The following is a 13,115-nucleotide window of genomic DNA, read 5'->3' on the forward strand; positions in this document are numbered from 1 at the left end:
TCGGTTAGTGTTAACTGATTTATTCGACTCAGTTAATTATTCAGCAAAGAACGAGATGGTTGTTTTGATCATTAAGAATGCTGATTTTCCACAGGCTTAAATCAGGTTAATTTCCTTATTTTTGAAGCCGTTCAAATTCATTTAAAGGCGCAGTTTATATGCATATTTCTTTAGGACATTTTAAAAAAGGTCTGTTTCTATTCTGTTTATTATTTACCATTGGCGCGACCGCTCAAATCCAGGATCCGGTAAAATGGACTTCTGAAGTTGAAAAAGTTTCAGAGAACGAATACGATCTTATATTTGAAGCCAGCATTCAAAATAAGTGGCATTTATACTCACAAACTCAGCCTGAAGGAGCTGTAAATTCTACGGTGTTTACCTTCGAAGACCAAAATGCTGCCTATGAACTAGTAGAGGAAACCAAAGAGAGTGAGTCAATTACTGAATTTGACAAGGTATTTGAAACAGATCTCAGCTATTTTCTGGACGAAGCAACATTTACTCAGCGTGTACGGGTTATCGATACCACCTTATCCACTATAATTGCCAGGATCGAATACCAGGCCTGCGATGATGAAGCCTGTATATTTGACTCGAAAAAATTTACTTTTCAGCTAAAGGAAGGCGCTAATCCGACAAAGCTTGACCTTGAAGAAACAGATAATCTTGATGCTGAAGAAAAACGTTCTTTCTGGGGAATATTTATTATAGCTTTCCTATCAGGATTTGCAGCTCTGCTTACACCATGCGTTTTCCCAATGATTCCTATGACAGTAAGCTTTTTCACCAAGCAGTCGAAATCACGTGCAGCTGGAATAAGAAATGCTATTTTCTACGGAATTTCCATCGTTGTTATCTATGTACTTCTAGGCTCATTGGTCACCCTCATCTTTGGAGCTGATAGTCTGAATGCTTTATCCACCAATGTGTGGTTTAACATGATATTTTTTATACTTCTTGTGGTTTTCGCAATGTCCTTTATGGGAGCTTTTGAGATCGTACTGCCAAGTAGTTGGGGAACAAGGATCGACTCAAAAGCAGATAGAGGTGGATTAGTTGGAATATTTTTTATGGCGCTGGCCTTAGCGATCGTTTCATTTTCATGTACTGGGCCAATTGTGGGAACTTTGCTGGTGGAAGCGGCTTCAAAAGGAGGTATTGCACCAATTATAGGGATGCTCGGATTTTCACTGGCAATCGCCCTTCCATTTGCTTTGTTCGCGGCCTTCCCGGGCTGGATGAACAGCTTGCCCAAATCTGGTGGTTGGTTAAATACGGTCAAGGTAGTATTGGGATTCCTTGAATTGGCACTGGCATTTAAATTTCTTTCGAATGCAGATCTGGTCTTGCAGTTGCATTTTCTCGAAAGAGAGGTGTTCCTGGCCATTTGGATAGCGATCTTTGCTGTACTTGCTTTGTATCTCTTCGGAAAATTACGTTTACCACATGATTCTCCACTCGAATTTATATCTGTTGGAAGATTATTATTAGGAATTATAGTTCTAACATTTACCATTTATTTGATCCCTGGCTTATGGGGAGCACCTTTAAAGATCATTAGTGGTTTTCCTCCGCCATTGCAATACAGTGAATCACCGGATGGTATAGGAAGTTCCGGAGGACTTAATTCGAACGTTAACTCCAACCTTCCTGAAGGAGCTGATTATGGACCTCATGATCTGGTTAGCTTCCATGATTATGAACAGGGAATGGCGTATGCAGAAAAGCAGAATTTACCAGTGCTTCTTGATTTTACAGGGCATGCTTGTGTAAATTGTAGAAAGATGGAAGAAAGAGTGTGGAGCGAAGATGAAGTGTTGAATTTACTTAAGAACGATATCGTATTGATTTCTCTTTATGTAGATGATCAAAGGGATCTTCCTGAGCATGAACAATATGTTTCTGAAGCTACTGGTAAGGAAATTGAAACCATAGGAAATAAATGGAGTGATTTCCAGATCACAAACTATAAGGCAAATGCGCAACCATATTATGTATTACTTGACAATGAAGGCAATAAATTAAATGATCCCATTGCTTACGAACCAGATGCTGATAAATATTTACAGTGGCTAAAGAATGGGGTGAATAATTTCTATGATGATGAATCAGTGGATAATTTGAATGAAAACTCTTCATCTATTTTTCAGTAAGCTATAGTTTCGTTCAAGGTTTTTAAACCTGAAATTGAACCTGGTTTCTTCCGTAGAGAGTCAAGCGCTTTATGACAGAAATTGAAAGCAAGGATTTTTGTAGTTCAAAATACTATATAGTAAAATTTCAGTATTAAACTTTATATACATAAAATTGAATACTGAAATTTCTATAATTGATCTGCGTATTGTTTAATTAAGGTGGATTAGACCTAGTTTTCTTTTACAGTTTCACGATCCCAACCTCTATCTACACCTAATTTTTTTTGTTCTTCTATGCTTTCTTTCCGAAGGTTATGAAGTGTGTACGCCAGGTAGCCGGCATAAAGAACAGAAAATACTCCGATACCTAATTTTCCTCCTTTGATTGCGGCTTTCTTACCAGATTTATAAATAATTCCTCTGACTAAAAATTTAGTTCCTAATTTCATTATATGTCCAATACCCATAATTTCTATTTTAATTGATTTTTATTAATTCTATGCTTTTCCGGTTGGTTTCACTAAAAGCTCATTCACATTTACAGAAGCTGGTTGTGAAACCGCGTAATATACTGCATTTGCTATGCTAGCAGGATCGAGCATGGGTTCATCACCTCCGTAGTCCTTATCTTCCAGTAATTCAGTATCTGTAATTCCATCTCTTAAGTTGGTGTCCACAGTACCCGGTTCGACCGCAGTAACCCGAATATTGAATTCGGGAGAAAGTTCCATTCTCATTGCCTTACTGAGTTCGATGATCGCAGCTTTAGACGCTCCATAGACGGCACCACCGGCAAAAATTTCCTTTCCATCCACACTGGCGATATTTATAATATGACCATCTTCCTGTTTTTTCATAAGTGGTAGAACAGAGTAAATACATCTAAGTGTACCCTGAACATTCACCTCTATAGTAGACAACCATTCATCCAGATGTCGGTTCTTTAAGTAGGTGAGTGGCATAATCCCTGCAGAATTAACCAGAATATCTATTCGGCCATATTTTTCGTCAACTTTACCAAATGCCTTGGTGACACTTTCTGTGCTGGTGACATCCAGTTCCACTACCATAGATTCACCTGGCAGTTCCTGCTGAATTTTTTCCATTTCAAGAACACTTCTGCTCGCAAGCACTACGGTGAAATTTTTATTAGATAATTTTATCGCGATCGCTTTGCCAATTCCGCTACTGGCTCCCGTGATAACTGCTACTCGATCCTTTTCATTCATCATTTTCATTTTGAGTAAGATGTCTATTTACCAGCGTTTTCTGCGTTAAAATAGATTCAAATAACACATATTTAACGAATTCGGACTTTTCTGAAATAAGATTCATTCTATCTTCGTAGAAAATTTTCAGGATTTGACGAAGCACCTTTACCTATTATTTATTCCGATTTTTCTACTTGCAGCATGCAGCAGTGATGATGATGGCAACCAGAGCGTGCAGACTTCGGCAACCGCCTGGGTGCTGGCCACGAACCATAACGGGGAAGTCAGGAAGTATGATATCAATAATGCGACTTCCAGTACTTTCAAACTAAATTCTTCAGATGCTGAAGGGATATATTATAATCCTGCCGATAATGGTTTTACGGTCGTGTCCAGAATTCCTGGTAGACTGGAATCTTATCATAACATAACCGATTATGCAAATAGTGTCGAGGTTGAACTTGATGCCGATATTCTCGGGAACATTCATTACCAGAGTGGGAGGGATCTTGCAGTTCAGGGTGATATTTATGTGGTTTCAGATAATACAGATCTGGATCTTGATGAAACTACACCAGAAGGTCGTTTATTCATTTATGTACGGGAAGAAAACTCCTTTAAACTGCGGAATGTTGTAACCACGAAATTTAAGCTCTGGGGTCTGGAGTTTATAGGGAACGATCTTTATGCAGCGGTGGATGAAACCAACAAAATTGCTGTTTACAGGGATTTTGCTGCTACTTATGCTACGAATGTGCCGGCGACTGCCAATAAGCAGGTGGCATTCCAAGGCCTGCTTCGAACTCACGGTCTGGACTTCGAGAATGGTATCATGGTGCTCTCAGATATTGGGGAAGCTGAATCTGCTACAGATGGAGGATTGCATATTATTCAGAATTTTGAAGAAAAATTTAATGCTGCTCAAAATGGTTTTGTGGCTCTTGAGGAGCAATTCCGGATCTCTGGAGATAATACATTGCTGGGTAATCCTGTTAATGTGGTGTACAATAGCGCTTACAACGTGATATTTGTTGCTGAAGCTGCAAATAATGGTGGTAAGATCCTTGCTTTCAACGATGCGACTTCAGTTTCAGGAAATATATCACCAGACCTGCAATACGATATGCCAGGTGTTTCTTCTGTATTTTTCCACACAGAATAATCTTTGCTGAAGATCCCTTCAGAAAAAAAATAAGTATTTCAATTGCCCTTTATCGCTGGTGATTTAAGCGGGCCTTCTGTCCGTTTTAATTGAAGTTTGATGGCAGATAAAAAAATTGATATACTTTTGCAACTACAAACCAACAGATTTATGGCTAAGAATTTAGTGATTGTTGAGTCTCCTGCTAAGGCTAAAACCATTGAAAAGTTTCTAGGAAGCGATTATAAAGTTGCCTCCAGTTTTGGGCATATCGCCGATTTGCCTACTAAGGAAATAGGGGTTGATACCGAAGGAGATTTTACACCTAAATACATTGTATCTAAAGATAAGAAGGATGTCGTAAAAAAGCTTAAGAGTCTTGCTAAAACTGCTGAAATGGTATGGTTAGCAAGTGATGAGGATCGGGAAGGAGAGGCAATTGCCTGGCACCTTGCAGAGGAGCTCAAGCTGGAAGACGATAAAACTAAAAGAATCGTATTTCATGAGATCACCAAGTCGGCGATCCTGAAGGCGATCGATAATCCCAGGAAAATAGATTATAACCTGGTGAACGCTCAGCAGGCTCGTAGAGTTTTGGACAGACTGGTAGGTTATGAACTTTCACCAGTACTCTGGAGAAAAGTAAAAGGTGGCCTTTCGGCTGGTCGAGTACAATCTGTAGCAGTAAGATTGATCGTAGAGCGTGAAAGAGAAATTCAGGATTTTACCGCACAGGCATCTTATAGAATTGATGCTGAATTTTCTACGGAAGAAGGAAAGTCCTTTAAGGCTAAGATTCCGAAGAACTTCGATACAAAAGAAGAGGCAGAACAATTTCTGAAGGATAATCTAGGTGCAAGTTTTAAGGTTTCAGACCTTACTACGAAACCAGCCAAGAAAACTCCTGCGCCTCCATTTACAACATCAACATTGCAACAGGAGGCTGCAAGAAAACTATATTTTTCAGTAAGTAAGACCATGACCATGGCGCAGCGTTTATACGAAGCCGGTCATATTACTTATATGAGAACAGATTCTGTAAACCTTTCCGAAGAAGCCAGAAAGGGAGCTAAAGAAGAAATTGAAAAGGCTTACGGAGATAAGTACGCCAAGGCAAGACAGTTTAAGGGCAAATCCAAGGGAGCTCAGGAAGCTCACGAAGCCATTCGTCCTACAAGCTTCAAAAAACATACAATTTCCGGGGATCGTGATCAGCAAAGATTATATGAGCTGATCTGGAAAAGAGCGATTGCGTCACAAATGAGCGATGCACAGCTGGAAAGAACCAATGTGAAGATTGAGGCAGATAAGCACGATAATCAGTTTTCAGCCAATGGAGAGGTTTTAAAATTCGACGGATTCCTGAAAGTTTACCTGGAAGGTAGCGATGATGAGGATGAAGAACAAAGCGGAATGTTACCGGCTTTAAAGGTTTCACAGGCTTTAAACAACGAATATATCACTGCGACCGAAAGATTTACCAGACCTCCTTATCGTTATACGGAAGCTTCGCTGGTTAAAAAACTGGAAGAACTTGGTATTGGTAGACCTTCTACTTATGCGCCAACGATTTCAACCGTTCAGTCCAGGAATTATATTGAAAAAGGTTCTGTAGATGGAACCGAAAGAGAATATTTGCAATTCACTCTGAAGAATCAAAAGGTTAAGGAAGAGAAATTAACCGAAACCGTAGGTAGTGATAAAGGAAAACTTGTTCCTACTGCAACCGGGATGGTCGTAAATGATTTTTTAGTGAATCATTTTTCTAATATTCTGGATTATAATTTCACCGCTAGAGTAGAAGAGAGTTTTGATAATATTGCTGAAGGAAATGAAGAGTGGAAGTCCATGATGAAGAACTTCTATAAAGATTTCCATCCTCATGTTCAGGATGTTGCACAAAATGCCGAAAGAGAAGTTGGGGAAAGAATTCTGGGTGAAGATCCTGAAAGCGGTAAACCTGTAAGTGTGCGCCTTGGTAAATTCGGACCTATGGTGCAGATTGGAAGTGTGGAAGATGAGGAAAAGCCTCGTTTCGCCAGTTTGAGCCCGGACCAGAGTATGGAAACGCTAACTTATGAGCAGGCAATGGACCTGTTTCAATTACCAAAAACACTTGGTGAGTATAAAGGCGAAAGTGTAGAGGTGAATAATGGACGTTATGGACCTTATGTACGCTTCGGTAAAACCTTTGTTTCTCTTGAAAAAGGAGAAGATCCTTTAAATGTCGAGTTTGACAGAGCTATGGAGCTTATCAAAGAGAAGGAAAAGGCAGATGCTCCTATTTATGAATATAAGGATCATCCGGTTCAAAAAGGAGTTGGTAGATTCGGACCCTATTTAAAGTGGAATGGAATGTTCATTAATGTGAACAAGAAGTATGACTTTGATAACCTTTCAGATAAAGATATCGAACAATTGATCGATGATAAGATTCAGAAGGAAAAAGATAAGTTGATACACCACTGGGAAGATGAAGGAATTCGTGTGGAAAAAGCTCGTTGGGGAAGGTTTAATGTCATCAAAGGCAAAGCGAAGGTTGAGCTGCCTAAAACTACCAATGCCCAGGAATTAACCCTGGAAGAGGTGCAGGATATTCTGGAGAAAAGCGGTAAGACCAAGAAAAAGGCTGTTAAGAAAAAGCCGGCCAAGAAGAAAGCTGCGACCAGGAAGACGACTGCCAAAAAAACCACGACCAAGAAAACAACTAAAAAAACATCACCCAAAAAGAAATAATATATGGAGTTCGATTTTCTTAGTCCTGTATCAGAATTTTTACTGGATGAGATCACTCACCTGAATGCGCAAACCATAGGTGCTCAATTAAAACTCCATACCTCTGAACAGGGTTTACCAGATCTTGATAAGGTTAGTGTAGCCATATTCGGAGTAAGAGAGAATCGCCGGGCTGTTAGAGAAGATTCAACACCCGACTTTGAGAGTTTACGCAGTCAGTTATATAGTTTATATCCTGGAAATTGGCGTTTGAACCTGGCAGATCTGGGAGACATTCAGGCTGGAGATTCAGTTGAAGATACCTATTATGCAGTTTCAAACCTGTGTGCAGAACTAATTAAGCAGGATATAATTCCCGTGATTTTAGGTGGAAGTCAGGATCTCATTTATGCGCAGTATCGTGCATATGATCATCTTGATCAAATGGTGAATCTGGTAAATATCGATAGCAAATTTGATCTTGGTGACGCAGATAAACCTATTAGTAATCAGTCGTTTGTAGGAAAAATCGTCGTAGATAAGCCGTATAATTTATTTAATTATAGTACGATTGGTTATCAGACCTATTTTAACTCCCAGGAGGAAATAGAATTGATGGAGCGTTTGTTCTTTGAAGCGTATAGATTGGGGGAAGTGACTTCGAATATTGGTCACATGGAACCAATAATGCGAAATGCGAATCTCGTAGGTTTGGATATAAGATCTATAGACTCTGCATCAGCGAATTCAGATTACTTCAGTAGCCCTAATGGCTTTAATGGCAGGGAAATTTGTGCTTTATCACGATATGCAGGAATTAGTGATAAAGTGAGTTCATTTGGTATTTATGAATATCAGAATGAAATGAATAAACTCACTGATACGTTGGTAGCACAGATCATCTGGTATTTCATTGAAGGGGTGAATTACCGTACAAATGAAAATACTATTTCAGCGAAAAAAGATTTTATTAAGTATCAGGTTCCAATAGATGATGAAATCCTGGTATTCTTTAAGAGTCCTGTGAGCGGGCGCTGGTGGATCGAAATTCCTTTTTTAAATTCGGTCAATAATAAATTAAAAAGGCATACGTTATTACCTTGCAGTGAAGAAGATTATCTGGAAGCTTGCAATCAGGTAATCCCTGAACGGTGGTATAAGGCTAAAAGAAAAAACGAAGTATAAAATATTAAAGTCAGGCATTATCGGTAATTGCTGTATTTTTATCGGAAATATTGTTTTTTAGAAAATATTTAGATAGGTTTACTGCCGTAAATCAAAATGTCTTAACCTAAGATAATTATGAAGAAGTATATTTCGCTCATTGCTGTTCTGGCCTTGCTTTCAAGCTGTGGCGGTGGCGATCGTGGACAGCTAGTAGGTGCGGAGGGAAAGAAGTGGAATCCGGAGAAACCTTATGGTATGACATTAATTCCTGGTGGTTCGTTCGTCATGGGTAAATCTGATGATGATATTGCCGGACAAAAGAATGCACCTCCGAAAACTGTGACTGTACGCTCATTTTATATGGACGAGACGGAGATCACTAATTCTGAATATCGGCAATTTGTTGATTGGGTGAAAGATTCTGTAGTTAGAGTAGAGCTTGCAAAAATGGCGGAATTGCAAGGAGCTACTGCCGGAGATAATGGTATTGGTGAGTTTGCCTTTGTAGACGCTGAAGAAGGGAATATGACTCCTTACGAAGAGTATATGTTGAATACTTACGGTCAGGGTGGTCCATCTGAAGATTATTCGAATAGAAGGCTTAATAAGGATGTTGATATCTACTGGGACACTGAAGATTATCCGGATGTCTACTATGCTGAGGTGATGGATTCGATGTATATCCCAATGGATGAAGTGTACAATGGACAGAGAACTATTGATGTCAAAAAATTAAAATTCCAGTATTCTTACATGGACATTCAGTCTGCCGCCAAAAAGCAGGGTGACCGTAGTAATTATATCAAGAATGAACAGGTTTCTGTTTATCCAGATACGACAGTTTGGATAAGAGACTTTAATTACTCATACAATGAGCCTATGCACAATGACTATTTCTGGCATAGTGCATTTGATGATTATCCGGTAGTAGGTGTTTCCTGGAAGCAGGCTAGAGCATTTACTCAATGGAGAACAAAGTATCATAATGACTTCCGAAGAGAAAAAGGCGATGCTAATGTACCTTCTTACAGACTCCCAACCGAGGGTGAGTGGGAATATGCTGCTCGTGGAGGTCTGGAAGGTGGAACTTATCCATGGGGTGGTCCCTATACTCTGAACGATCGAGGTTGTTTTATGGCTAACTTTAAGCCTCTGAGAGGTGACTACGCAGCAGATCAGGCTCTTTATACAGTTGAAGCTAAATCATATGATCCAAATGATTATGGATTATATAACATGGCGGGTAACGTAGGAGAATGGGTGGATTCAAGTTATGATCCCGGTTCTTACGAGTATATGTCTACAATGAACCCAACCGTGAATAATCCTCAGGATATGCGGAAGGTAGTAAGAGGTGGATCATGGAAAGATGTGGCTTACTTCTTACAGGTGAGCTCAAGGGATTACGAATACATGGATTCAGCAAGAAGCTATATTGGCTTTAGAACTGTTCAGGATTATCTTGGGACAGATGTTACGCTGAATCAATCCAGTAAATAACATTAGAACTTCAACCTATCAATAAACCAACAAGAAAATTTAAAGCTTAAAGTTATGGCAAAATCAAGAGGAGCAAAACGGGTGACCAACATGGTGTATGGTCTTGGTGCATCTGTAGTTATATTAGGAGCGCTATTTAAAATTATGCACTGGCCGGGTGGTAATGAAATGCTTATTGCCGGTCTTATTGTAGAAGCATTGGTATTTGCCTATTCAGCTTTCGAACCAATTGATGATGATCTTGACTGGTCATTAGTATATCCGGAATTAGCTGGGGGAACAGGAGCCAAAAGAGATGCTGTTGTTGTTGAGCAGAAAGAAGCTGAAGCATCCTTGTCCAAGAAACTTGATGCCATGTTGAAAGAAGCAAAATTGGATGCAGATCTAATGTCTTCTTTAGGAAATAGTATTAGAAACTTTGAAGGAGCCGCAAAAGGAATTGCCCCAACAGTTGACTCAATGGCTTCTCAAAAGAAATACAGTGAAGAATTAACTGTCGCTGCGGCTCAAATGGAAACTTTGAATAGTATTTATAAAGTACAGGTTGAATCCGCTTCTAAACAGGCCGAAGTTAATCAGGCTGTTGCAGAAAACGCTGGTAAACTTAAAGCGCAAATGGATTCGTTAGCAAATAATATGGCTTCTCTAAACAATGTATATGGAGGAATGCTAACAGCTATGAATGGAAAACCAAGAGTCTAATTGAATTTTCAATTAAGCGAATTATTAATTAAAATATCTAATTAGACATGGCATCCGGAAAACAATCGCCAAGGCAGAAGATGATTAACCTAATGTATCTGGTTTTCATCGCGATGATGGCACTAAATATGTCCAAAGAGGTTCTTACCGCTTTTGGAATGATGAATGAAAAATTGAGTACGGCAAACGCTACAGCAGAGAATAGAAATGCTGCATACATGGCCGGTCTTGCCGAGAAAGTAGATGAACAACCTGCTAAATACACCTCAATAAAAGAAAAAGCAGATAAGATCGACGAGTTATCCGCCCAACTCAATGATTACATTGAAGGAGTAAAGAATAATCTTACTGCTGAAATGGAGAAGGAAGAAAATGGGAAGTGGAATTATGAGGAAATGGATAAGTCTGGGCAGCTAGACGAAATGTTCTTCCAGAGCGGAAGAGTTTCTCCCGCTGGAGAGGAATTTGTAAATCAAATCGATACTTATCGCGAACAGGTTTCTGCAATCCTGGAAGACAAATATCCTCAACTTGCTGCTAATGTAAGAAGAGAATTTGCTACTAAAGAAGTTACAGACGGTGACGGTGTTACCAAACCGTGGTTATATTATAACTACCAGGGATTCCCTCTGATCGCATCTTTAACTAAAATGACTCAAATCCAGTCTGATATTAAAAGTACTGAAAGCGAAATTTTATCTCAAATGCTTTCTGGTCAGTTACAGAGCGATGTGTCATTAAGTAATTACCAGGCAATCGTTATTCCAGACAAACCGGCATTTTTTAGCGGTGAAGAATTTAGCGGTAAGGTAGTTCTTGGACGTTTTGATAATACATTGCAATTCGAGAAGGTAACTATCAATGGTAAAGAGGTTGAAAATACACAGGCCGGACAGGTTGTATTAAAATTCCCTGCAGGAAATGTAGGTGAGCAAAAAATCACGGGTGAACTTCAGTATCTTGAAAATGACTCTTTAAAAAGTATTGAGATATCAGATTCTTATAATGTAATTCCATTACCTAATTCAGCAGTAATCTCTGCAGATAAAATGAATGTGGTATATCGTGGAGTTCAGAACCCGATGACCATCTCAATTCCTGGTGTAAGCAGCGTTAGTGCAAATGCTCCGGGACTTAGAGCTTCAGGCGGCGCTGGGAGTTATATGATGGATGTTACTACTTTACAATCCAGAGAGGTTACAATTAGCGTGAGCGGTGAACTTCCAGGTGGTAAGACTGTTTCAGACAGAAAGACTTTCCGAGTTAAGGATATCCCTAGACCGGTTGGTACGATTCGTGGAGAAGATGGATCTGTATCTATGCAGAGAAATTCTTTGGAAATCGCTACAGTTGGAGCTAATCTTCCAGATTTCGATTTTGATTTAAATCTTAATGTTACAGGATTCAAATTCAAGGTACCTGGTCAGCCAACTATAAACGTTAGTGGTAGCCGACTTGATGACAGAGCTAAAGCGGCTTTAAGAAGAGCTGGTAGAGGTGAATCTGTTCAGATTTATGATATTAATGCTTCCCTTCAGGGGAACTCAAGTTATAAGCTTAAGAAAGTTGCGCCAGTCGTAATTGAGCTTACAAACTAAAAATTGAAGACAATGAGCTTGAAAGAAATTTTTGTTTATGGATTTGTGATGATGATGGGTGCTTCTTCTTTCGGTCAGGCAAACATCCTGAATGCGAATAAGCCTGAAGATATCGGGAAGAAATCGCAAGCTCAGGCAATGGTGGATCAGGAAGACAAACCTCTGGAATATGGGTACGTTGGTGACCGTGATATTTTATGGTCAAAAGGAACCTGGGAGATTATCGATTTGGATGAAAGAGTAAACTTCCCATTGTATTATCCAATAGACACCAATAACATTGGTTCTAGCAGAAGGTCATTGTATGATGTGGTTACTTCAGCGATCAAAGAAGGTAAAATTCAGAATGTTTATGCCGATTCTTATTTTACTGAAAAACGTACTTTAAAGGATATTAGCGCTACTATTTCGAAAGTTGATACAACAGATCTTGGGATTGAACAGTACAATGCTGGAGAAGAAGTAGATGCTCAGTTCATTGATCGTCGAGATCTAGGAGCTGCAGATATCGTAGAATATCATATTCGTGGGATCTGGTATTTCGACAAGCGTCTTGCAGAATTAAAGTATAGAATTCTGGGGATCGCTCCGGTAGCACCTGATGTAAACTTTATTGATTCAGGACAAACAGATCTTGTTGAGTTATTCTGGGTATGGTATCCAGATGCACGTGAAGTTCTTCACGATGCACAGGTATTCACTGGAGGGAACACGGCACAGACCATTACGTTTGATCACTTACTGAATGCCAGGCGTTTTGATGGTGTGATCTATAAAGAAGATAATGTACAGGGTGATCGTGAGATCGATGAGTATATCGCAGATAATGCATTTATGCAATTGCTAGAATCTCAGAGAATCAAGGAGCAGATTCGAAACTTTGAACAGGATATGTGGAGTTACTAACTTTACTTTATAATATTGAAAAGCGCTCTTCCTAGAG

Annotated in this window: 10 protein-coding genes; 8 read left to right on the plus strand and 2 right to left on the minus strand. The window is 39.4% G+C overall.

Translation table 11 applies throughout. From position 1 onward, the window contains the following. The first annotated feature begins 158 nt into the window (after positions 1-158). Positions 159-2,156, plus strand: a complete 1,998-nt coding sequence (locus T8I65_RS01940; RefSeq protein ID WP_322301817.1) for a protein-disulfide reductase DsbD family protein — start codon at positions 159-161, stop codon at positions 2,154-2,156. A gap of 212 nt (positions 2,157-2,368) precedes the next feature. On the opposite strand, the gene T8I65_RS01945 is transcribed toward T8I65_RS01940, so the two are convergent. After that, positions 2,369-2,605, minus strand: a complete 237-nt coding sequence (locus tag T8I65_RS01945) for a hypothetical protein (protein WP_322301818.1) — start codon at positions 2,603-2,605, stop codon at positions 2,369-2,371. Positions 2,606-2,635: 30 nt separating this feature from the next. Further along, positions 2,636-3,370 carry an SDR family oxidoreductase gene (locus T8I65_RS01950; protein ID WP_322301819.1) on the minus strand — a complete coding sequence of 245 codons (735 nt, stop codon included), beginning with the start codon at positions 3,368-3,370 and terminating at the stop codon, positions 2,636-2,638. Positions 3,371-3,500: 130 nt separating this feature from the next. On the opposite strand from T8I65_RS01950, the gene T8I65_RS01955 reads away from it, so the two are divergent. From T8I65_RS01955 to gldN, 7 genes are all read left to right on the plus strand, one after another. Then, the gene (locus T8I65_RS01955) at positions 3,501-4,511 is read left to right on the plus strand and encodes a hypothetical protein (protein ID WP_322301820.1); all 1,011 of its coding nucleotides are present in this window, start codon (positions 3,501-3,503) and stop codon (positions 4,509-4,511) included. 150 nt (positions 4,512-4,661) lie between these two features. Then, positions 4,662-7,226, plus strand: coding sequence for a type I DNA topoisomerase (gene topA / locus T8I65_RS01960; protein WP_322301821.1), 2,565 nt, complete (start codon positions 4,662-4,664; stop codon positions 7,224-7,226). Between the two features lie 3 nt (positions 7,227-7,229). Continuing rightward, the gene (locus T8I65_RS01965; protein WP_322301822.1) at positions 7,230-8,390 is read left to right on the plus strand and encodes a formimidoylglutamase; all 1,161 of its coding nucleotides are present in this window, start codon (positions 7,230-7,232) and stop codon (positions 8,388-8,390) included. Positions 8,391-8,507: 117 nt separating this feature from the next. Beyond that, the gene (gene gldK, locus T8I65_RS01970; protein ID WP_322301823.1) at positions 8,508-9,872 is read left to right on the plus strand and encodes a gliding motility lipoprotein GldK; all 1,365 of its coding nucleotides are present in this window, start codon (positions 8,508-8,510) and stop codon (positions 9,870-9,872) included. Positions 9,873-9,926: 54 nt separating this feature from the next. Continuing rightward, a complete protein-coding gene (gene gldL / locus T8I65_RS01975) occupies positions 9,927-10,574 on the plus strand; it encodes a gliding motility protein GldL (RefSeq protein WP_322301824.1) in 648 nt (215 codons plus the stop codon). 47 nt (positions 10,575-10,621) lie between these two features. After that, positions 10,622-12,172: a gliding motility protein GldM gene (gene gldM / locus T8I65_RS01980; protein WP_322301825.1), complete on the plus strand. Its 1,551-nt coding sequence runs from the start codon at positions 10,622-10,624 to the stop codon at positions 12,170-12,172. A 12-nt stretch (positions 12,173-12,184) separates the two neighbouring features. Next, positions 12,185-13,078 (plus strand): gliding motility protein GldN, encoded by an 894-nt coding sequence (gene gldN, locus T8I65_RS01985; protein ID WP_322301826.1) that lies wholly within the window; start codon positions 12,185-12,187, stop codon positions 13,076-13,078. Positions 13,079-13,115: the final 37 nt, after the last annotated feature.

It is taken from the genome of Christiangramia sp. OXR-203, assembly GCF_034372165.1.
GTDB lineage: Bacteria > Bacteroidota > Bacteroidia > Flavobacteriales > Flavobacteriaceae > Christiangramia.